Source organism: Streptomyces sp. NPDC002640 (assembly GCF_053592575.1).
This window is the reverse complement of the sequence record NZ_JBSFVZ010000005.1, coordinates 232350-252659: the sequence shown is the minus strand read 5'-3', so window position 1 is coordinate 252659 and position 20310 is coordinate 232350. Positions and strand designations below refer to the sequence as shown.

The window sequence follows — 20310 nt, the reverse complement described above, 5'->3', positions numbered from 1 at the left end:
GGCCCGTGGACCTTGCTCATATGCGCTGCTGAACCGAGATGCCCGGCACCCGGTTCTCGTCGGAATGGACGCTGGAGCCGCACCTCCCGTAGCCGAGCCTCACGGCGCCGCACCTGCAGGAAGGTGAGACCTCGTCCAGCGAGGGTGGGAAGAAGTCGGCCCAGGCCAGCATCGAGGCAGTCCACCGGTCCTCGAGTAGCGCCAAAGCCTCACCCTTGGTAGCCGGACGTCCTTCGCGCCTTCCGACGACGGCATAAGCCAGCCCCTGACGGGCGACATCCACGAGCATCTCGCGCTGCTGGCAGGACCGACCAGGGGGAATGTCTGCGGCCAAGCTCAGACTTCGGTACCCCTCCATGAGGTAGGGGCGCTCCGCAACCTCGCATGAGTCCAGTGCGGCAAGCAGGTCGTCGGCGAGCTGGTTGATGTGCATGGTGGTGAACGAGCCGGCGGCGCTCGCGGTGTGCGTCGCGCGAGCGTCGAAGATCAGGCAGGCCCGCTTCAGGAGATTGTTGAGTGCCTCATCGTCTGTCACGCCGCGAACTTAGGCCCGGAAGCGGACAGCCGTAGCTGCCGAGCCCTACCGCTGGGTGCCCAGAACGCTGACTGCGGCGCTCGGCAGGGGGCAGCACAGCAGGAGAGAGGAGGGCCGGTTCCGAACCAGGCAGCGTCTCGGCGGCGGGGTGCTGGAGGCCAGCTCGGGCGGAACGCCCAAGGCGCCTGGTGGCTAGGCAAGCCACCAGGCGCCTCGATAACGCGTTCCGCCCGAGGGCGGAGCACGCCGCGAACAGCGTGCTCGCTCCCTCAGCGGTTGCTGGGAGACCGCTACTTGTACGCGTTGCGCGGCCCCGCGTCCATCTCGATGGCCACCACCTCGGCCTTCTTCATCAGACCTCGGCGCACGAGGCTGACGAGCGGCCGGTTCTCGGACCTCGGCTTGGAGTAGTGCTCCAGGGCGTGGACGCTCACCCCGTCCGGGGTGTTCTCCAGCATGCCCGGTACGCACGTGTAGATGCGGCTGTTGTCGTTGGCGTTCTCCGCCGTGACGACGACCCGGTCGCCGAGGCCGTTGTCGAGCTCCATGGAGACGCGGTACTCGAAGAAGGACCCGTTGCCGTTCGACTGAGCGGAGTAGGCGACTGGGATCACGGCGCGTATCGAGTCGTCCAGGGTGATCTCGATGATCTCCTCGGCAACTCCGACCGTCTGGCGGCCGACGTCGCCGAGATGCTTGACCGCCCCGTCGGCTGTGGCGAGCTGGGCGGGCACGCCCTCCGCGGGGAAGGTAGCGACGGTCTCGACTCGGCCGTCGGCGTAGACGACGAGGGCGTACAGGTCGTAGTCGGTTCGGCTGTCCCACCAGCACCGGACCCGGATGCTGGAGGACTTGGTCATGCGGGCGGGCTCAGAGCCCTTGGTCATGTTGATGATGCTCACTGCTGGGGGGCGCTCCATATCGCGTCGTCTTTGGACGTCGCCAAGGTGAGGCCGGTGATGGCCAAAGCACTTCTCCACGCGAATTCGCGTTGGCGCGGTCCACCGCTGGCAGGGGGCGCACGTGGTGCTGCGCCCCCTGCCGGCGGTGGAGGCGGTCGAAGGCCCTCGGCGCCCGCAGGGGGCGGGTGCCCGGACGTGCCACCGATTGGTGGCTGGTCTGTGCGGCCTCAGGTCGGCCGTTACCGTGGGAGCCGTAGGACCGTCAGCTGGTCAAACCGTCGGCGAGGCGCTGTAGTCGTAGTTCAGGTAGCCCTTGCCGTCGTTGCGCCATTCGAGCTTCAGCTGTCCGTCGACGTACGCCTTCGCGCTCCCGGCCGGGTAGCTGATCGTCGGCGTGGTGTAGCTGTTGTTGTAGTTGCCCCAGTAGTCGGAGTTCTCCAGCTTGGCTTCGATCCCGTAGTAGTTGCCGCTGCGGACAACCGGATCGGTGCCGGCGACGGACTTGGCTATCCAGATCCGCAGGTATGCGCCGTTGAAGATCGACGTGTCGTCGACCTCTCCGACGGGGCCGTCCCAGGAGGCCTTCGCGTAGCTGTACACCGTCGAGCCGGAGCGGGCGGAGCAGAGACTGATCTTGATGTCCCAGTTGTCCGCCCACGGGCCGGAGTAGGCCGGGTTGTCGATGGACTTCGTGCTGGTGGTGCACTTGTAGGAGAGCGCCGAAGCCGGCGAAGCGGCGAGAAGCGAGGTGCCGGCGAGTGCGGCGAACGTGAGCGCGGCGGCGGTCCCGCGGCGGGCGTTCGAGGACAGGTTACGCATCTGAAATCAGCTCCAGAGTGATGTAAGCCGCATATCGGGCGGCGGGTGGGCGTGGCGAGTCATGCCGACCTGCGCATGGCAGTCAGCGGGGTGGGGGAGAAGGGGTGTCTGGCCTGCTGGTCGGAGTCCTGGCATCGGTCGTCACGCCGGTCTGGCGACGGATGGGCGCGGCCCTTACAGCGCTGTGGCTGAGGAGTCAGCCGTTCCGGACAGAGCTGTCAGACGGCACTGGTGGGATGGGGCCACCGGTACAGGTGCATGAGCTGCTCGAGGACCGGGGAAGAGCCGATCCCCAGAAGGACGCAGGCTTCCAGTCCATCCGTGAAGGATGCTCCCGGATGGCGCGTTGCCTTTTCCAGGCGCTGCTGCGTGGTAACTCCGATCAGGCCGCCGCCGACGATGTACTGCCAGAGCTCGGCGTACTGGTCCGCGAGCAGCACCAGGTCCGCCGATCCCCTGGCAGGGTGGGGCCCGGGGAACCCGAGCTTCAGCTTGACCAGCGGACTGCTGCCGCTCATCCCCGACCAGGAGGTGGCCACCGGCATACGCTCGTGCAGAGCGACCGACCCCACCTCGTCCAGCAGCTCGAAAGCGGTCTGAAGCTGCGGTGCCGGCCCGAACGTGCGCTCGTCGTCATGGACGTAGACAACGAACACCGGGCTCAGCCCGGGCCCATCGCCCTCGGGGAACATCACCCCGGCGCCGTCCGCGAACACGCCACCGGCCAGGAAATCCTGGCGCTGCCGCTCCTCGTCGGCGGGCGAGAACACGGCCGCCCGGGCGATCCGACCCGCCGGAGCCTGAAAGGACGGCCCCGGTTCCTGACCCCTGCGGTTCCTGCGCGCCGCACGCTCGGCACGGCGTCGCTCCTCACGGTTCACTGACTTCTCCGTTCGTCGTCTGTCAGCACGCAAGGTGTCAGCAGATGCGGACACGGCATCAGGAGTCGTTCACGCAGCGGTCAGGACAGCTCGGTCGCGGACGCGCCACGGTTGATGGCTGGCGGCCGGTCCCGGGAGGCAGCGATGGCGGACGGCAAGCCGATCCGTCGGCTCAGGAGGGAACCGGCACGAGCCCGTCGCGCCGGCCCCCTGCGGCGACGAGTCCGTGGCGACCTGAATCGACAGCGGCTGCTGCCCGGCGCCTTCGTCATGAGACGGCAGGAGCCGACGTGCCACGGACTCGTGGTGCTTAGGGTTCAGCAGAAGACGGCTGGGACGTCCTCTTCGGCGCAGAGCGTGAGGAGGTCGACGAACTCCCGCCCGACGCGCCCGTTGTAGCCGTCCGGCCCCCACAGGAGGCCATCCGGGTCACTGCGGCCGAGTTCGGCGAGTGCTTCGCTCAGTGCCGGGGCAAGCTCGCGCGCCTGCTCGGGCGTCAGCTCACCGCGGTCGTCGTCGTGGTCCAGGAGGTGACGCAGAGGACTGGTCACGCTGCTCCAGCGACGGCCGCCGCCGTAGCCGTGCATCTGAGAGAGGTTGATGCCGATGTGGCTGGCGATCCCGCGGCGGAAGAGACTGAAGCCCGCGTACGACCACTGCGGCAACGGATCACTCGGCAGCGGGCCGTTCGGTCGACCTGCTCGGATGGAAAGCCCCACGTCGTTCTCCTAGTCGTCCGGTGTGAGAGGAAGCAGGGGCGATGGTGCGGATGCGGGGGACGGCACGACAGCGACCGCGAATCTGAAGGCATGGCCCTCTCGTGGTCCCGTGTCGTCGACCATGACGCGTAGGACAGCCGCCCCCGCAGATCAGAGACGGACGCCGCGTGCGGGGAGGCCGGTACTCCCCAGTGCCCGACACCGACGTCAGGCACTGGGGAGTAACACCGGGTCAGGGAAGGCACAGCCCCGTGTGGTCGACAGGCTGCGCGCACCCGTCCGCGCACTGGTGCCCAGCGGCTGCCTGAGCGGTTCTCATCGCCTCGTGACAGTCGGGGCACAGGGCCGGGGCCCCGGGCCAGTCGGTGGCTCGGGCGAGGAACGCCGCCGTGCCGCAGCGCTGGCAGACGTCGCCGCTTGTGCGCAGCCACGACGTGTGCAGATACGTGTAGACGGTGTCCGGCGGCGGGGTGCCGAGGGTACGAATGTGCGCGCTCTGGCTGAGGACGCTCAGTTTGTCGGCGGGAACGATGGCGTGGCGCAGGCGGCGGTCACCGAGGACGCCCACCCAGGTCAGTTCTGAGGCGCCGAGCGCGGCGAGCGCGTCCTCGGTGCCCTGCATGCTGCCGGGGTAGATGACGGCAGCCTCGGTCAGCCGTGGCGCGTACAGCGCCCCGTTGGAGGTCCGCCAGATTCCGCGTTCGTCACGCCAGAAGGTCGGCTCCTGTCCGCTAGTCAGGCAGTCGTCTACCCAGCCGGCCACAGTGAACTGCATAACGCTGGCTGGTAGCCCACGGCTGCCGCTGCGCCTGGTGCCGTCAGTGATCAGGTCGTGGGTGACTCCCCACACGCGGCGGCGTGCTTGATGCTCGGCTGTGACGCTGAAGTCACCGTCCTCGAGGCCGTAGGCGGCGGCAAACGCCGCTTCCCAGTTGATCGCCGCAGCACCGTCGGAAAGCTGATCGAGCGCCGCCAGCAACTGCTCCGGTAGGAGACCTGCATCGAGTAGGGCGGCCGCGTCCTCGTCGCTGATGCCCAGAGCGTCGCGGGCGGCATCGATGGGGCGGCCCGTGTGGCCGATGTTGGGCAGGTGGGCGGTGATCCAGGCTTGAGGATCTTGCGGGGTGGGGTGGGCGGTGAGCTGGTCGCGGAGGCGACGAGCGAGGTCGTTGTCTGGCATGACCGCAAGAAACCGCGCTCCATGGCGGTGCATCGAGCCGTCGCGAATCCGGGGAACGGGTAGGTCACCGAATCCGGCGGGCCGGCCACCGGGGCGGTCGCGGGTAGCCGTGCACCGCGGCCGAACAGGAGCGTGGCAGGCAACCCGTGTACCCGCGTCCTGTCGTACTTCCCGGCACGGGCCCCGGGCCTTCACCGTCCTGAGTGCGGTGTATGGCGGTGTCGCTGCAGTCCGTCTGCCACTGCCCCGCAAGACACACCGTCAGGCTCTCTGGAGCCGACGAAGCCGGCGCTCGTGTCCGAGACCGGGAATGGTGCTGCTCACCGGGAGAGTAGGCGTACTCCTGGGCACAGCTGGCGCCCGGGAGGTTGTTCGCGCAGAGAGAGGAAGACGACGTGTTGGGCCGCCGTGCGTGGATTACTGGACTGGCGCGGAAGAGGCTGGGCGCCGACTTGAGGCGGGCGTACGACAAAGGAGCTTCGATCCGGACCCTGGCCGAGGGCTGCGGACGCTCCTACGGCTTCGTTCACCTCCTGCTTACTGAGGCCGGGACGACCCTGCGCTCACGGGGCGGAGACACCCGAGGCCGACCCGTCACCTGATGGGGAGGCCGGTGCGGTTGGAGTGCCCAGGTGGAGCAACCCGCTCGTGTTACGCGCCGTTCTCGGGAATCAAGCCCGGAGGAGCGCCTGCGGTCCTGGCGAGCGAGGTGCAGCCCGATGCGCCTCGGAGCCACGCGTCCGCATCAGGTGCAGGCAAGCACACCACGTCGGTAAGCCCGGACAGTTCGACATCGCGAAGATGGGTCTCCCACACCTGACGGCATGCGATCGCGACTGCGACAACGTCGGCCGGCAGGTCTGGGCTGGGACGGAACCACAGGCGCGCGAAGTACATCACCAGATCGGCGGCCGCACCGGCCATGCCTTGGCGCTCTCCCATCTCGGCGGCCCATGAAGCGATGTCCTTCGAAACGGTGCTCCTCCCGACGACGGCGGCCGCGGGGCCAGGCAGGTGGACCACGGTGTCGGCGAGGCGCTGGCCGAGACTGCGCACGTCGGCTCCTGGCACTGTGCTGGCGGTCACGAGCAGCAGGGCCTCGGCCGGGGGGGTCGCTTCCATGGCCGCAAGCCTAGGGCCCTGCTGCGGGCCACATGGTCTCAATGCGCTGATCTGGCCGGAGGACCTACGGCTTCTTCTCGGCGATTTTTCGGGCCTGCTGCATCTCCTGGTCGGTGTGAGGCGTGCCGCCGCCGTTGACGAGCAGGTACATGGCGGCCTCGTCATGGATCGTTCCGGCCGTCCGGAACTCGGCGACCTGGAACTGAGCGCGGCGGTCGAACTTGAGCCGTCCGGGCTGGCTCAGCCCGCCATAGCGGACGTAGGGGCCATCCTCGGTGAGCTCGGTCTGCTCCACGACCGCCGGGTCGAACCAGGAGGCGGGAACAGCGAACTGATCGGTGAACCACAGCTTCGCTGTCAGGATCCGCTGCTTCCCGTCGACGGCCGCCCATATCGCCGCCCCGGCCTTGTACACGTCTTCCGTGGCTGCGGCCCAGTTCGGGTTGTCGCGATCACTGATGATGATCACGCCAGCGGGCAGGCCGATCATCCAAGAGCGGACGAGTGCCACCCGCTGGTCCTCCGTCCAGACACTGCCCCGCTGGTAGGGAGGGTCCACGTCGAGCTGCTCTTGCTCGACCTGGCGAACGAGATCGTGAGCCCCGCGGGCCCTCGGGTTCAGGGTGGTGTGCTCAAGGGGGCTGGGTGTCTGCCGAGTCATGGGGTGGGCTTTCGCTCCGAGGGACGGGGTACTCGGAGGAGTGAAGCCGCCCTTTCCGGTCAGGCAGGAGCAGCGGCGAATCCTGCCGCTGGCTATCCCTTGATCCGGTAGTCACCGTCCTCGATCAGGCCCTCGTGTGCGAGCCCGTTCAGCAGCACCTGGGGGCGGGGAGCGGGGCCCCCTCGGGCCATCCACAGGCGGGTGGTCTTGGCGTCGTGCAGGTTGCCGTGGACCTGGAAGTCGCTGCCGGCAGCCGTGCGGGCGTCGTAAGCGCGGCCGGAGAGTGCCGCAACAGTCCGGTCCAGGTCGTACGGGAGGAGGACCCGCAGGGTGATCGTCTCGTAGGGAAGCTGGGGCATGGCCGCTCTCCGATCGGTCCGCTCGGGACAGAAGGGTGCAGGCTCGGGGGAGCCGGGCACGTACGAAGCGCTGCCGCGGTCGGTCCGCGGCGGACGCTGTCCTGGTGGTCAAGACGAGCGCAGCCTGCCCCGTGAAGCGGACAGCCTCCGGAAGCGCGTGGACGCCGCTGTGCGAAATCCTCTCGGCCGTCGGGTTGACGGGGCTGTCGGGCGGTGCGTTCACCACTCCGGAAGCGCCGGGTCATCCGTCGTAGGTGAGATGGAACCGCCAGGCCAAACCCGAGCCCTCCAAGCCGGGCGCCGACGCGAGCACAGGCTGACCGTGTACGAGTAGATGCCGGGCGACCACACTGAGTTCGGAGGACACGATGCTCTGATGCACGGCGTGCAGGGTTCTCGACCGGTCATCCTTGGCTCCGAGGGAGGAGGCTGTGGTCGCATCGGTCCAGGAGAACCGAGTAGCTGGGGCGTCACCTGGGCCTTCCACTGTGATGCCGGAATCGTCGGCGTTCAGCCTCTGACCGGGCAGGGACCCGATGTCGGTCAGGTACGGCTCCCAGCCGCCGGCCGGTGCTGCAAAGGTTCCCGGCGCACGAGCCGTGCTGTTCTGGCGGTCGTACGCGAGCCACAGCACCACTGCTCCGTTGCCGTCCGGGCCGTTCTCTTCGTCAGCGGGAAAGCCAGGATCGGAACGGTGCGGCGGAAAGACCTGCTTCCCCCGGTAGGTGAACCATTCGCCCACCTCGTGGACGGCGAGCGTGCCGATGGCGTAGTGAGCCTGAGCGACCGCGAGCGCCAGGACCTCCTCGTCACTGGCCCCGGCGGCGCAGGCGGCCACCAGCATGTCGTCCGCCCAGTAGTGGAACCAGCGCAACTGGATCTTGCCCCGGCCGGGGTCTGTGACGTCGGGAGCCATGAACAGAACCCGCGGGTTGAACGATTCCGGACTCTCCCCGGCCGCAGACCACGTCAGGTGCATGTCGCGGTAGTCGTACGAGATGTCCGCCAACAGCCTGGTCAGGCGCTCGCCATGCTCCTCCACTGCTGCACTCCGGCAGGACTGGCATAGAACCTCTTCGAAGCACCAACGCGACACACCGCACACACAACTCGCCGCGTCACGAGCGATCGGCGGCACGTACGGCACCAGCGACAGCATGAAGAATCTCCCGAATAAGTCTCGGTCCATGCCACATCCGATGGCCGGAGCAGCGCAGCCAGTCTGAACGGTCCTCGCGCTGGTGTCCCAACCACCGCGAGACCGGGCAGCACCCACGAGTGAAGGCCGGAGGAGAGGACTGCGTGGCTGGCGAAGGAAGTGCTCGACCAGGGTGTCCGGTTCACGGCCCACCATCCCGACATGCGACAGCCAATCCATCCCGCACCAAGCTCTCCAGCCCCCGACCCGCGGGGTCCCGCTCGCGGACACTCCCGGCATGCCCAACAGCCAGCTCCCGCTCGAGCGGCCGTACCCGCACCACACCAGGCCCCGCCGCACGCCGGTGACGGAGCGCGGCCGCACGGCCGCGAGCATGGAGGCCGCAGGTGACGACCATCGCGACCTCCACGGCCCGCATGGCTCCTTCGACGAAGCGGTCTCGGCTGCTCCTGATCGGATACTTCGCCACTCTGGGCGTGGTCATGGCCGTATGGGGCGCCCGGATGCCCGCCGTTCGTGCTGCTGCTGATCTCCAGTCCGGCGGCCTAGCCGTAGTTCTTCTCTCGGCCGCCGCCGGGATGGTGGGAGGCCTCCTGATCGGCGGCCGCATCGCCCACCGGCTCGGATCATCCCGCCTGCTGGTCCTTCCCGCTGTTGGCTTCGGCCTTTCCCTGGTCCTTTTGGGACAGGGGCGCTCGCTCCTCACGCTGTCGCTCGCCGCCGCGGTGTTTGGAGCCTTCCACGGACTGCTCGATGTCGGAGCCAACGCCTCCGCAGTCACGTGCGAACAGGCGTACGGCCGTCCGATCATGTCCGGGTTCCACTGTGCCTACAGCGCCGGCGCGCTCCTCGGAGCCGCGCTGACAGCGGTGACCGCATGGTTGCCACACGACCTGCTGTTCGCTGCTGTCGGCGTCCTGGTCTCCCTGGCGGCCGTCACCTCCGGCCGCACGGTCCGGACTGCAGGCCACCTCAACGCCCCCGCCAGCGCGTCACCCGGCGATGATGAAGACGAAGCCGCGCTTCCCCGGCGCAGCCTGTGGCTCCTGGGTGCCCTCGCCGCGGCCTGCCTGCTCTGTGAAGGCGCCGCCGTCGACTGGTCCGCCGTACACATCAAGGACCTGGGCGGATCCGAAACCCTCGCGGCCGCCGCATTCGCGGTCTACAGCGCCGCGATGGCGGTTGGGCGGCTGTGCGGGGACAGGATGCTGGCCCGATACGGACACGTCACCGTGGTCAGAATCGGTGCCGGACTCGGAGCCGTAGGACTGGCCATCGGGGTGGCCTCCAACTCAATTCCGATCGCCATGGCCGGATGGGCCGCAGTGGGGCTGGGGCTGTCCACCGCCGTCCCCTCCTTGACTTCCGCCGCCGGCCGCGGAGGGCCACGTGCTGTCGGCACGGTCGCGGCCACCGGGTATCTCGGTCTCCTCGCGGGGCCAGCCTTGATCGGCGCGCTCGCCTCCTGGACATCTCTGCCGACTGCCCTCTACCTCCCCGTGCTCATGGCCGCCGTCATGGCAACCACCACCCGCCGTGCACTGAGACGTTGAAGGCGGGCCGTTCCCTTCGTGCCGGACAGGTCCGAGTCGGCGCCCAAGACGCGCTCCACGACGAAGCGGCCGCCCCTGTGCCGGGGCGGCCGCGTCTCGCGGGGTGATCGGCTTATCCGTTGCAGCGGTACTGGCCGATCTGTTCTGTCGCGCTCGGCGTGCGGCGCCGGATGGGTGTTACTGGGAAACCTCGTAGGTGTAGGTCGTCCCGCCCTCGGTCCGAAGAGGCTTACCCTCCGGCCCTTTCGTCACCTCCGGGAACAGGTCCTCTCGGTGTTCGTGGTGCTTAAGCTCGGTGTCCTGCAGGTCATGGTGCAGACGCGGATTCATGCACGTCATGCGCCGGTGCGGCGGCACCTTCCAGCGGAACTTCCACTCCACCTTCCGTCGACCGTCGGAGGCCGCCGCGTCCCGGTCAGCTTCGGCCTTCGCCGGTCGACGGGCGCGGGTGAGGTCGACGACGTGCACGACGCCGTCACCGACGGCCGGTCCAAGCCCTGACTGCCGCGCCTTCGCCTTCGCCTTCTTCCGCGCCGCGGGCGGCAGCACGTTGTGACGCTTGATGTCGACGAGCTGGGTCACCCCTGTGCGCTGCTGCATCATCTGCCATGCGGTGTAGAGCACACTGGCCCAGTCGTGAGCGCCTGGCTGGGGCTGTTCCTCGAAGCGCTCCCCGATCGGCAGCAGCGCCTCGTCATGCCACCGCAGAGGCCCCCACAGGTCGGTGTACTGGCGGGAGAACACTGCGTCGCGGGCGCGGGCCATCGCGGCCGTCACCGGCACCCCGTTCATCATGGCGACCGGAGCCTCGTCGGGAAGGTCCGGGATGTCGCCCGGCCGCGCAGAGTAGAAGGTGACCCATATCGCCCGCATCGTCTGAGGAAGGCGGGCGGGTTCCCCGGATTCTTCCCGGCACAGCCACGCGATGGGATGCTCGGGGCCGAGGTGTTCCATCTGCTCGCGCCCCCACAGGGACCAGGAAGCGGCGACGATCGGGGTGTGCAGTTCCACCACGCGGCCGTCAGCCGCCGTCACGGGCTTGGAGTGGTGGCCGATCGGATCAGCGAACACGATCAAGCCTGAAGGGCTAGGGAGCCGAGAGGCGGTGATCTTCTCCTTCGGAGGCGATCCGGCCGCCGCTGCTACGGCCATGCCGGTGGCGTTCGACCCGAAGGAGTAGGTGCGAGCCTGCTCCAGCCGCAGGGACTCCTGGCTGGCCAGCACCTTCGCTGCCCAATCGGCGGTCTCGCATGCGCCCAGGTTCGGCACATCCGGGACGGGAAGGACGGACCAGCCACCCTGGCGGATGGCCATGGCCAGTTCCTCCAGGCAGATGTTCGAGCGGGTGAAGCGTTCCTGGCGCTGCAGCCAAGTGGGGAGCAGGGCAGGCTGAGGCGGCGTCCAACGTGCTCCGTAAGCCTGCTGCCTGACCATGCCCGTGCTCATGTCGCTCCCCGTGATTTCCTGCCGCGCTCTCCACCGGCGCGGTCTCGTTGGAGCGGACTGAACAGGGAAGAAGCGGACCGGGGCATACTCCGGCGAATCGGCGGCAGGGGCGGGGGTGGCTGTCCCCTGTGGCGCTGCGGCTGGGCTGGACAGGGGCGCGAGACTCTACGGGCGACGAGCCGACCGGTCAGGCCGCAGCCTTGGCGGTGCGGTGCGCACGGACCCGACACGTCGTCGAGCAGAAGCGAGCAGGACGTCCAGGACCCGGGCGCAGTGGGAACGGTCGCCCGCACCTGGGACCCTCGCAGAGGATTTCGTTTCGGATTTCGTTACGCAGCTCGGCCAGCGTTGGCAGAGCCGCAGCCCCTGATCGCGACTGCTCCCACAAGATCCGTGCGACGTTGTCTGTGCCTCGATCTTTACGTGGCCGTGAGGGGGTGTCCCATCCTGCACGGGGCCGAAGCACCGCAACGTGCTTCCAACCGACGGCACGCAGGCTGGCGCCCGACTCGCCGTCCTGGGTGTAGGTGATGAGGCGTAGGTAGCCGGCAGCCGATGCGGTACGCCACGCGGCCCCGTACAGGGTGCTGCAGGCGTTGGGAGTGCCATCGGTAGCCACTCGGGTCACTTCAAGCTGCCACCCGTCATCGAAGCAACGGGCCACCGGGCGGCCCACGATCGCAGCGCCACAAAGCGTTCCAGCGTCGTCGAGTACACCGAGGCTGAATTTGTGGCCGGTCGGCCGCTTGTGATGCCGGTGAAGCTGGTCAACGGTGTCGGCTGCATCACGGAAGGCGAGCGGGATGATCGTGAGCTTCGACTGACGGCCGGATGCCGACGGCTCCGCGCGCCCGGGGCTGAGCGTGCGTGACACGGCCTGGAGCGTTTGCAGGGGACTCTTGAGTTCGACCAGTGACATGGCCTGCACGGAACAACGACAAGGCCGTCAGGGCCCCGCCGCGGCGAATCTCGTGTGAATCGAGTGGCCCAGGGCCAGAGGGCGCCTCCTCCTAGGCAGGACAGAGGAACGCCGTCGCTCGGCACGCGCCACTTCCTTGGACTGGCTTGCTGTACCGGTGGCCACCCGCTGGCCCTACATGCCTCTTGGAGCCCCCGTCGACGTCGACGGGGGCTTCATCTGCCGCTGAGGCCGACGTCAAGGGCCACCGCGACGACGTTACGGTCATCGTCATGGGTACGTACCGGCCACGACGGGCCCGGGAGGTCACCGAGGCTGATCGGGCTCCGTGGCGGTGAGGAACTCCTCCAGCGCCGCGACGTCCAGGAGGTCGATCCAGGCCATGTGATCGGGCAGGGGCCCGGTCTCGGCGGTCAGCAGGTCGGCTGCTTCACCGCCGACGGCGAACACCGCACGCATCGCCCCCTCGTGGCGCCGGGGCAACGGGAGTTCGCCGGGCCCGGCATGGGAGAGCCCGGACAAGTAGGCACGGGCGGGCGGGGTGAGAACGACGGCGTGGGAGCGCAGGAAGTCCTCGAACGGGACGTCGGCCGGGTCGGCGGTGTTGGCCGGGTCGCCGAGCTCGGGGTGCGGGAGGGAGCAGTCGTCGAGGAGGATCGTGACGAGGCTGCATTCCTGGTTCTCGTCCTGGTGCGGCACGACCCGCCACCCGGTCGCGTCCTCCGGCTGGCTGGCCTCGGTGCGGTACTCGTCGCAGACCGCCTGCAGCAGCTCCCGCAGTCCCAGAACCAGGACTGCGGGGTCGCTCATGGACAGCGTGCCGGGCTGCCGCGGCACCAGCAGGCGGTGGCGAAGCCGTTGGCGCACCGTCGACGCCTGCGCGGCGTAGGCGGCAAGGGTCTGCTCCGCGCCGAACCGCGCCGCCGCCGCGCTCGCCTCGGTACTTCCGGCATCGCTGTGGAACGCGCCGCCGGCGGAACGCCATCCCACCGTCCAGCGCCAGCACCCCGGTGACGCGGCCGTCTCGGGAGAGCCCCACATCGGCTCGCCCCATGAGGCGAAGAGGTGCGGCTCGACGGGTTCAGCGGCTACCCGGGCCTCCAGAGGCTGGGGCGCTCCGGGCACCGGCACCAGCGCGGTGAGCCCTTCGCCCTCACTCTGCCAGTCCAGGCGGACGGGAGGGAGCGCGGAGACGCGCAGCAGGGCGTCGCCGAGGCCGGCCAGGCGGACCAAGATGGCCTTGCGGACGGCGCTGGTCTGCTCGTCAGTCCACTCGCGCGGGTCCACGTGGTCGAACAGCTGGAGCAGCGCAGCCTCCCGGGCTCGGCGGTCCCGTGGCAGTGCCGCAGCATCGGGCAGCGGCGAGTCGTCCTCCGTCCAGAGCCGGGCAAGAATGGGCTTGCCGTGGGCCAGGGCGACGTCGCCGCGGGTGAGGGCCAAGCCCTCGGCGGCCTCCCGCAGTTCTGCCGCCGACAGATCCGTAACCAGCGCGGCCAGGTCGTCGACGAGGGTGGCGGCCTGCCACGGTGTCGGCGGCAGCGTGATCGGCAGAGCCGGCCACTTCTCGGCCGTGTCCTGAAGGTCATGAACGTAGAGGCGGACGTCAAGGGGTACCTGGTCCAGCGCGGTGAACGTCCCGGCGACCAGGTGCGCTGCGAGCGCCTCCCCGGGCGCGGGGTAGCCGCGGAACGCGGACACCGCGGCAACCAGCTCCCGTCCCTTCGCGGGAACCTTGAAGGCGGTGGCGGCCAGCTCGGTCCGAGACGTGGAAGCGTGCTGGGACATTGCCGCGAGGGCTCCTGTCGGTCAAAAGCTGCTGGGATCCGGAGTTGCGGCCGCACCGACCGTACGCCCCGCGGCATCGAGCATAGGAGGCGGCGGAGCAGCAGACGGCCACTTCGCCCAACCACCACCCGCACCCGCACCTCGACGTGTGCCGACGACTACCCCCAACGGCCTCGCGGAGCCTGCGGCACGGGATGATCTGCACGCCGCCGCAACGCCTCCCGGTCCAGCCGGGCTGCCTCCTGGCAGGCCTCGTCGCGCAGTTCTGCCCAGCCCGCGGGCGGCGCGGGCTCGAGAACCCGCTCCCCGTCCCAGACCGGCCCCGGCATGTGCAGCGCATCCAGCCGGGCCTCCAGGTCCCGCTCGAGATCGCTGGTGGCCCGCACGAGCCCCCGGGACTCCTCGCCACCGTCGCGGACCTCGACGATGAGGCGGTGGTCGAACAGGTGAGCCAGCCGCACCATCCACCAGCGAGAGTCCTGATGGCTCTGGCTGAACGGTGCACGAGCCAAGTCCACGGCTGACAGCGCCCCGTGCTCGTCCACCCGGGCCAGCACATCCCGGTGCGTCGCGGTCAGCCGTGGCCGCTTACGGGCCTTCCGTGCGCTCGGGGGCACCTCTTCGACGTCGGCCCGGCGCCACAACAGGGCACGCATGCCCACCATGCACGCGTGCTCGTGCCGGGCACACCACATGCCGTCCCGGCCGGGGGCGTCGACCAGTTCCAGCAGCCCCGGGCACACGTCACACAACCGGAGCACGACCGGCTCGTCCCCGCCGGACCCATCTCGGTGATCACCCGGCCACCACTGCTGCTCCACCGAGTCCTCGCGGCCGCACAACGCGCACCCCGACGAGTGAATCGGCTCCTCGGCCAGCGCCGCGCGCAGCCTGCGGACCGCACCCCACGGCCACACCTCGGCCGAGCCCTGGTACTGGAGATCATCGGCCCAGCCCAGCGACAGACACTGCTCGCACAGCCCGACGGGAGACAAGGCCAGCGGAGCACCGCGCTGGGCAACGCGCGCCGCCGCACCCTGCCGCCCGCACCACGAACAGGACGTCAGCGGCACCTCCACTGGCCGCTGATAAGGCACGGTCGCCTTCGCGGAGACGGTCAGATCCCGCTCCTCCTCGAACAGCAGCCTTCCCTCAACCCCCAGGGCCGAACCGAACAGCCGGACGACCTTGCTGCGCCCGGCCAGCGCGAGCCGGGTACGCCAGTGGCCGTACCCGACCATGTCCCACACCCGCTGCCGCTCCCCACGATCGCGGGCGGCATCACGCAGCCGCTGTTCGGCCTTGCGCTGCTCGCGCGGGTCGTCCAGTCGCGGCCGGAGCTCCACGGCGAGATCGACGTGCAGCAGCGACTCCCGGCCGGGATCGGCGTAGGCGCCCACCGCACGGATCTCCTTGACCCACCACAGCGTCGCATCGGGATCAGCGTTGACCGCCCGGGCGGCCTTGACCACCTTGGCGGCCAGCGCGTCGGCGTTCTTGCGGGTCGACGGCCTGCGGCCAGAGGCATGGGCCAGGCTCCGCCCCGCAGGGGTCAGCGTCCAGGTCCGGTAGTCGTGATACTCGCAGTCCTCAGTGCGGCAGTTGGAGCAGTGCTGGGGCCGGTCGAGATCCTCGGGCGCGGTCAGATATCCGGCGCTGACGAGGGCGGCCAGCAGCGCCAGGCACCCTTCCCGGTCCAGGTGCACGGCACGCTGGGCGTCGCGGATGCTCAGCCCGAAGGAGTCGCCGCGCTTGAGCAGGTCGCGGATCTCGCGTGTGGCACGGCCCAGCAGCGGAGCATCCAGGTCCACGACCCGCTCGCCCTCCTGCCGCCCGATGCCGCCGAGTGCCTTCAGGGCGGGGCCGCTGTCCCCCTTTTCCCGGGCGTACTGGCCCGCCATCTCCGCGAGGAGCCCCCTCAGATCTTCCAGGCCCTCCACTGAACCCCTTCTCTACGTCCGCTGCCGTACGAGAAGCCACAGCGATCCGACCCGCCGTTCAACTCCTGCCGAACCGACACTATGGCAGGGACACCGGGTTCTCCCCGCCGCTGCGGGCGCCGTCCGACGCCAGCGCTGGGCAGGGCCTGAACCGCCCCGGCTAGTGCGACTGATCCTCATGTTTCCCCGGCTGCGGGCTGGGGTGCCCGCGTCTCGCCCGCGCGCCGGCAGTACGCGGCGGTGAGCCGATACGGTGAGCGGCGCGCCAGGTAGCACGTCCGGCCGACAGGAGAGCAACGATGACCGCCCCCGCGGTGACCGCCCGTTCAGTACCCGATCTCACGAACCTGGGGATCGAGTTTCACCACCGCCACCGCCTGGCCGACCCCGGGCAGGGTCTTCAGGAGTGGCACATCCGCGTCCTGGACGGCGAGCGTGAGGTAGGCAGCCTGCGCGCGGCCCGATGCCTGTACTACGGCGCCGGCAATCTGGCTGAGCGGATGACCGACCATGGGGGGCTCTGCGCCCTCGCCGCCGACAGGCTCCTGACCCCGGACGGCGGCTTCACGCACGAGCTGGAGGAAGCCGTCGAACAGCCCGGCAACTTCCTGATCCTCGACCGGCTGGACATCCAGGACCCCTTCGACGACCAGATCGTCGTCACCGCCGTCGTCGCCGAGGTCATCGACCGGCTGACCGACAACTACTACGCCGTCGTCCTACCGCGCACGGGGCGGGACGCCGGCACGCGCCTGCTCGCCCGGGCCGCCACCGAGCTTGCCGCCGAGGACTTCGACGACGAGCTCCAGCTCATCGACACCTGCCTCGCCAAGCCCGAGGAAGCCGCAGCCCGTGCCCGTGCCCGTCTCGTCTCCCGTGTCCAACACCCGCACCTCGACGAGGAGGACGAAGAGGGGTGGTCGGAAGAGGACGACGAGGGCGTACTGACCGCCCGCACGGCCGCCGTGCTGTGCCTGGCGGGCGAGGAACTGTCCGCTCTTGCCTGGCAGGAGGCCGCCGCGCTCGGCGACGAGCTCCTGCCCCGTGGCGTCGGCGGGGTGTTCGGCCAGCTCCCGGCGATCACGCTGCGCTGCGACGGACAGTGGCGCAAGCAGATGGCCCGGGCCTTCGACGACCTGGCCAGCGACCTTCAGGCGGCGGGCGAGACCTGGATGGGGCCTCGGTGCACGGGTGAGGAGATGGCTCTCCACCTGATGATCGACCGGGCCCGGTCGATCACAGCCAACCGCCCGAACGCCGTGCGCGATCTCGTCGTCAACCTGCCCCAGAACAGCGCCGACTACGACTGGCAGGGTTGCTCGGACGACCTCTTCGAGGACCACGACGTGCTGATGCTCTTCGATGCCCAACTCGGCGGCATGGAAGCCCCCGACAGCGACATCCGTCAGGCCATGGGCATGGTGAACCTCGCAGCCGACGAGTGGTTCGAGCCCTTCAGCGCAGACAACGCCCGAGACCCCGACCGCGGATTCCGCCTCTGACGATCCGCCCGCCGTCCTCTTACCCGTCGTGCTTGGTGAGCCCCGGGCCTGCGCTCGCTGGCCGCCCCGGTCATGCCGAGCCGGAGCCGGGCCACCTTGTGCGACCGCCGCTGCCAGCGTGCACCGTCGCCCGCCCTGGCCCTCCGGTCACCGCGCGCCCTTTGCCCGCTGCGGGTCTGCTGTACCGCTGTCCGGCCGCCCAAGGCCGCGCCGCCCCACCCCGCCTCCGTGAGCCTGGCGCTGCCGCCCGGCCTCGCGCTCCCGGCCGCTGTGACCCGCCGTCGTGCTCCCCGACGTCGGGCTCCGGCACTGGTGATCCCCTCCGTGCGGGGACGTATGTCCATCCGCAGACCCTGCACAGCACGACCCTGGGCCGAGGAGTACCAACGCGTCTTGTGCGGACGGCGCCGGAACGGCTTCAACTGTGGAAGAACTGCCGTGCCGAAGACATGGTGGTTGCGGAGACGACTGCACAGGGCACGCCCCGCTCACCCGAGCGTCATGCCTTCTGGCGCACGGGATGGGCAGTGATGACGCCGTGGATCGCCTTCACCGACGGGGTGTCGTAGAGGCCCCTGCGATCCGGCGACCGGCTCAGCCCGAACCGAGTCCGTCGTGCGACTCCGGGTGCGCAGAACCACGACAGGTCGAACTGCCACCCCAGCCCGTCGTCCACCGCACGGCTCACGCGGACGTTCAAGGTGAACCCGTCCTCGTACGGGGTCCAGGCCTGTGCGACGGACCAGCCGTGATCCTCGGCATGCGAGAGCAAGTTCGCCGCTGCCTTCGGCAGGGTGTATCCGCGGGGCGGGGTAAACACGACCCCGGCTTCGAGGAGCCGCTGCGTCCTGTCACGGACCTGGCGCTCGGCCGGGGTCAGCACGTTGTCACGCGCCAGGGCGGAGGCCAGAGTGACGGTCCGCCCGCTGTAGCGGCAGGTGAAGCCGATGCCGTGCGCGTCCCGGATGACAGCATGACGCTTACCGTCCAAGGCCCACTCGGCCTTCGGTTCGTGTGTGCTCAGGACGCCATCCCGGACGTCCACTCTGGCCGTGCTGCCGCATGAGCACAGCGCAACGACGCAACGCTGCACGTCGCACCACACGTTGGGAAGGCCGATGGCCGACTCGTGATTCGGCTCAGTGGCCAGGCGCTCCAGTGTGGTCGTCATGCTGCTCTCCTCGAACTTCGGATTCCGGGCTGGGAGGCAGACTGAACGGGATCCGGGGGCCAGAGGCTCGTACGGGCGAGAACCGGCGGGCTTGATGCCCGACACCGGCAGGTGCCCAGTGGGCCGGCCTTGCGGTCGAGGCGAGTGCGCGGTGGCTGCTGTCCACCCCCGCGCACCGCACCACCGGTGTGGACGTCCAGGCGCCATGGCTGGTGGTGCTGCTGCCGATGCTCCGCGAACAGGCCGTCGCCGCCGAGTCGATCGCTGCGTTCACTGGCCTCGACTACCCCGCCGGCCGCGCGGCTGTCGTGGTCATCACCACCGAACGCGAATACACCGCCCGCGCCCAGCACCGCCGCCGCCTGCCGGAGCTCGCCGCACTGCCCACGCTGACAGCAGCCCAGCTGCGGGGCCTGTTCCCCGCCTCTCGCTGCCAGGGCATCGCCGAGACCGTGAACGCCGCCCAGCCCGGGGAACGCCTGGCTGTCCTGACCGAACTGTTCGACGCCGAGCCGAGCACCGCCGACATCGTGACCGCCCTGACCGCCAGCCACCTACAGGGGCTGCCACTGGTGCATCTGCACCAGCCCGACGTCGGCGGTCGAAAGCCCGGACAGCTCAACTTCGCCCTCGACCATCTGCCCGATCTACTCGGGCCGCTCGGATGGCGCGAGGACGCCCACGCCCACGACACCTTCGTCCTGGTGTACGACGCCGACGCCGTCCCCGACCGGGCCACACTGACCGCCTTCGCCGACGCCGCCACCGAACACCCGTCATCTACCGGCCGGATGCCGGCACTGATCCAGCAACAGCGGCTCCCGCTGCTGGCCCGCCGCCCCTTCCCGCGTGGTCTGGCCGGCCTGCTGCTGACCGAGGAGTGGGTGTACCAACTGCGGCGCTCCCTCGGCATCGAACTCGCCCGCGTACGCCTTCACCAGTGGCTCACCCGCTCCCGGCTCCCGGAGACGGTCAGAGTGTGGCTGCGGCCGATGGTCTACGCCGTCGGCTGCGGCATGGCCGTCCACCTCCCCGCCCTGCGCCGGCTCGGCGGCTTCCCCGAACCGATGGAAGACCTCGGCACCGGACACCGCCTCTCCCTCCTCGGCGCCGACTTCGCACCGTCCGCCGCCCTCGTCCTGGACGAGCCCTACACCGACACCACCGGCCTGACCAACCTCCACGCCCTCGCGTTCACCGCCTCCGCCCGACCCGACCACCACGCCCGAGCCGTCGCCCACCTGCCCAGCGGCCTCTCCCGCCCAGCGAGGGCCGCCCTGATGCTGCGGGAGTGGGCGGACGAAGCCGCCTGGCTCCTCGGCGCCCCACTGCTGGCCGCCGCCGTGGCCAGCGCCTGGTGGGCCGGGCCATGGTGGGCCGGGCTCGCCGTCGTCGGCGTCCTGCTGCACGGACCTGTCACTACCGCCTGGCTGCTCGCCCTGGCACCGGCCCTGCACCGCCACGTCACCCCACCCGCCACCCTCGGGCCGCCACCGCGCTGTGTCGCAGCGCGGCCGGTCGTGCTCATCATGGCCAGCCCTCTCCAGCCCTTCGTCCGGCTGGCCGGGCCCTGGCGGCTGATCTGGGCCAAGGCCACCAGACGCCGCCTCGGCTTCGGTGAGACTGAACGCTGAACACCCAACGCCCGATCACACGT

General features: G+C 69.7%; 19 protein-coding genes. 4 read left to right on the top strand and 15 right to left on the bottom strand.

Annotated elements, in window-relative coordinates; all coding sequences use genetic code 11:
- Positions 1-16: 16 nt before the first annotated feature.
- From ACWD3O_RS09620 to ACWD3O_RS09595, 6 genes are all read right to left on the bottom strand, one after another.
- Entirely contained in the window at positions 17-535 is a 519-nt protein-coding gene (locus ACWD3O_RS09620; RefSeq protein WP_451415455.1) for a hypothetical protein, read from the bottom strand.
- Between the two features lie 290 nt (positions 536-825).
- Entirely contained in the window at positions 826-1422 is a 597-nt protein-coding gene (locus ACWD3O_RS09615) for a TerD family protein (RefSeq protein ID WP_451415454.1), read from the bottom strand.
- Positions 1423-1707: 285 nt separating this feature from the next.
- A complete protein-coding gene (locus tag ACWD3O_RS09610) occupies positions 1708-2256 on the bottom strand; it encodes a hypothetical protein (RefSeq protein WP_451415453.1) in 549 nt (182 codons plus the stop codon).
- A gap of 218 nt (positions 2257-2474) precedes the next feature.
- Entirely contained in the window at positions 2475-3137 is a 663-nt protein-coding gene (locus tag ACWD3O_RS09605; protein ID WP_451415452.1) for a hypothetical protein, read from the bottom strand.
- A 317-nt stretch (positions 3138-3454) separates the two neighbouring features.
- The gene (locus ACWD3O_RS09600; RefSeq protein WP_451415451.1) at positions 3455-3856 is read right to left on the bottom strand and encodes a hypothetical protein; all 402 of its coding nucleotides are present in this window, start codon (positions 3854-3856) and stop codon (positions 3455-3457) included.
- A 232-nt stretch (positions 3857-4088) separates the two neighbouring features.
- The gene (locus ACWD3O_RS09595) at positions 4089-5036 is read right to left on the bottom strand and encodes a hypothetical protein (protein WP_451415450.1); all 948 of its coding nucleotides are present in this window, start codon (positions 5034-5036) and stop codon (positions 4089-4091) included.
- A 395-nt stretch (positions 5037-5431) separates the two neighbouring features.
- Between ACWD3O_RS09595 and ACWD3O_RS09590 the strand changes: the two genes are divergently transcribed.
- A complete protein-coding gene (locus ACWD3O_RS09590; RefSeq protein ID WP_451415449.1) occupies positions 5432-5638 on the top strand; it encodes a helix-turn-helix domain-containing protein in 207 nt (68 codons plus the stop codon).
- 49 nt (positions 5639-5687) lie between these two features.
- Here the strand turns inward: ACWD3O_RS09590 and ACWD3O_RS09585 are convergent, their stop codons facing one another.
- The 4 genes from ACWD3O_RS09585 to ACWD3O_RS09570 form a co-directional block, all read right to left on the bottom strand.
- Positions 5688-6158: a hypothetical protein gene (locus tag ACWD3O_RS09585; protein ID WP_451415448.1), complete on the bottom strand. Its 471-nt coding sequence runs from the start codon at positions 6156-6158 to the stop codon at positions 5688-5690.
- A 64-nt stretch (positions 6159-6222) separates the two neighbouring features.
- The gene (locus ACWD3O_RS09580; RefSeq protein ID WP_332758443.1) at positions 6223-6819 is read right to left on the bottom strand and encodes a DUF262 domain-containing protein; all 597 of its coding nucleotides are present in this window, start codon (positions 6817-6819) and stop codon (positions 6223-6225) included.
- Positions 6820-6911: 92 nt separating this feature from the next.
- Positions 6912-7178, bottom strand: a complete 267-nt coding sequence (locus tag ACWD3O_RS09575) for a hypothetical protein (protein WP_451415447.1) — start codon at positions 7176-7178, stop codon at positions 6912-6914.
- Positions 7179-7419: 241 nt separating this feature from the next.
- Positions 7420-8337, bottom strand: coding sequence for a hypothetical protein (locus ACWD3O_RS09570; protein WP_451415446.1), 918 nt, complete (start codon positions 8335-8337; stop codon positions 7420-7422).
- Between the two features lie 386 nt (positions 8338-8723).
- On the opposite strand from ACWD3O_RS09570, the gene ACWD3O_RS09565 reads away from it, so the two are divergent.
- Positions 8724-9890 carry an MFS transporter gene (locus ACWD3O_RS09565; RefSeq protein WP_451415445.1) on the top strand — a complete coding sequence of 389 codons (1167 nt, stop codon included), beginning with the start codon at positions 8724-8726 and terminating at the stop codon, positions 9888-9890.
- A gap of 177 nt (positions 9891-10067) precedes the next feature.
- On the opposite strand, the gene ACWD3O_RS09560 is transcribed toward ACWD3O_RS09565, so the two are convergent.
- The 4 genes from ACWD3O_RS09560 to ACWD3O_RS09545 form a co-directional block, all read right to left on the bottom strand.
- Complete coding sequence (locus tag ACWD3O_RS09560) at positions 10068-11336, bottom strand: hypothetical protein (protein WP_451415444.1); 1269 nt, start codon at positions 11334-11336, stop codon at positions 10068-10070.
- 187 nt (positions 11337-11523) lie between these two features.
- The gene (locus tag ACWD3O_RS09555; RefSeq protein WP_451415443.1) at positions 11524-12255 is read right to left on the bottom strand and encodes an XF1762 family protein; all 732 of its coding nucleotides are present in this window, start codon (positions 12253-12255) and stop codon (positions 11524-11526) included.
- Between the two features lie 306 nt (positions 12256-12561).
- Entirely contained in the window at positions 12562-14040 is a 1479-nt protein-coding gene (locus ACWD3O_RS09550) for a hypothetical protein (protein ID WP_451415442.1), read from the bottom strand.
- Between the two features lie 158 nt (positions 14041-14198).
- Complete coding sequence (locus ACWD3O_RS09545; RefSeq protein ID WP_451415441.1) at positions 14199-15980, bottom strand: hypothetical protein; 1782 nt, start codon at positions 15978-15980, stop codon at positions 14199-14201.
- Positions 15981-16279: 299 nt separating this feature from the next.
- Between ACWD3O_RS09545 and ACWD3O_RS09540 the strand changes: the two genes are divergently transcribed.
- The gene (locus ACWD3O_RS09540) at positions 16280-17482 is read left to right on the top strand and encodes a hypothetical protein (RefSeq protein WP_451415440.1); all 1203 of its coding nucleotides are present in this window, start codon (positions 16280-16282) and stop codon (positions 17480-17482) included.
- Positions 17483-17981: 499 nt separating this feature from the next.
- Here the strand turns inward: ACWD3O_RS09540 and ACWD3O_RS09535 are convergent, their stop codons facing one another.
- Positions 17982-18653, bottom strand: a complete 672-nt coding sequence (locus tag ACWD3O_RS09535; RefSeq protein WP_451415439.1) for a hypothetical protein — start codon at positions 18651-18653, stop codon at positions 17982-17984.
- Positions 18654-18841: 188 nt separating this feature from the next.
- On the opposite strand from ACWD3O_RS09535, the gene ACWD3O_RS09530 reads away from it, so the two are divergent.
- Positions 18842-20287 (top strand): hypothetical protein, encoded by a 1446-nt coding sequence (locus tag ACWD3O_RS09530; RefSeq protein ID WP_451415438.1) that lies wholly within the window; start codon positions 18842-18844, stop codon positions 20285-20287.
- Positions 20288-20310: the final 23 nt, after the last annotated feature.

Coding starts and splice junctions, on each gene's coding strand:
- ACWD3O_RS09585 (WP_451415448.1), bottom strand. CDS start 6,158: ATGGAAGCGACCCCCCCGGCCGAGGCCCTGCTGCTCGTGACCGCCAGC.
- ACWD3O_RS09610 (WP_451415453.1), bottom strand. CDS start 2,256: ATGCGTAACCTGTCCTCGAACGCCCGCCGCGGGACCGCCGCCGCGCTC.
- ACWD3O_RS09595 (WP_451415450.1), bottom strand. CDS start 5,036: ATGCCAGACAACGACCTCGCTCGTCGCCTCCGCGACCAGCTCACCGCC.
- ACWD3O_RS09575 (WP_451415447.1), bottom strand. CDS start 7,178: ATGCCCCAGCTTCCCTACGAGACGATCACCCTGCGGGTCCTCCTCCCG.
- ACWD3O_RS09555 (WP_451415443.1), bottom strand. CDS start 12,255: ATGTCACTGGTCGAACTCAAGAGTCCCCTGCAAACGCTCCAGGCCGTG.
- ACWD3O_RS09570 (WP_451415446.1), bottom strand. CDS start 8,337: ATGCTGTCGCTGGTGCCGTACGTGCCGCCGATCGCTCGTGACGCGGCG.
- ACWD3O_RS09615 (WP_451415454.1), bottom strand. CDS start 1,422: ATGACCAAGGGCTCTGAGCCCGCCCGCATGACCAAGTCCTCCAGCATC.
- ACWD3O_RS09540 (WP_451415440.1), top strand. CDS start 16,280: ATGACCGCCCCCGCGGTGACCGCCCGTTCAGTACCCGATCTCACGAAC.
- ACWD3O_RS09535 (WP_451415439.1), bottom strand. CDS start 18,653: ATGACGACCACACTGGAGCGCCTGGCCACTGAGCCGAATCACGAGTCG.
- ACWD3O_RS09560 (WP_451415444.1), bottom strand. CDS start 11,336: ATGAGCACGGGCATGGTCAGGCAGCAGGCTTACGGAGCACGTTGGACG.
- ACWD3O_RS09550 (WP_451415442.1), bottom strand. CDS start 14,040: ATGTCCCAGCACGCTTCCACGTCTCGGACCGAGCTGGCCGCCACCGCC.
- ACWD3O_RS09580 (WP_332758443.1), bottom strand. CDS start 6,819: ATGACTCGGCAGACACCCAGCCCCCTTGAGCACACCACCCTGAACCCG.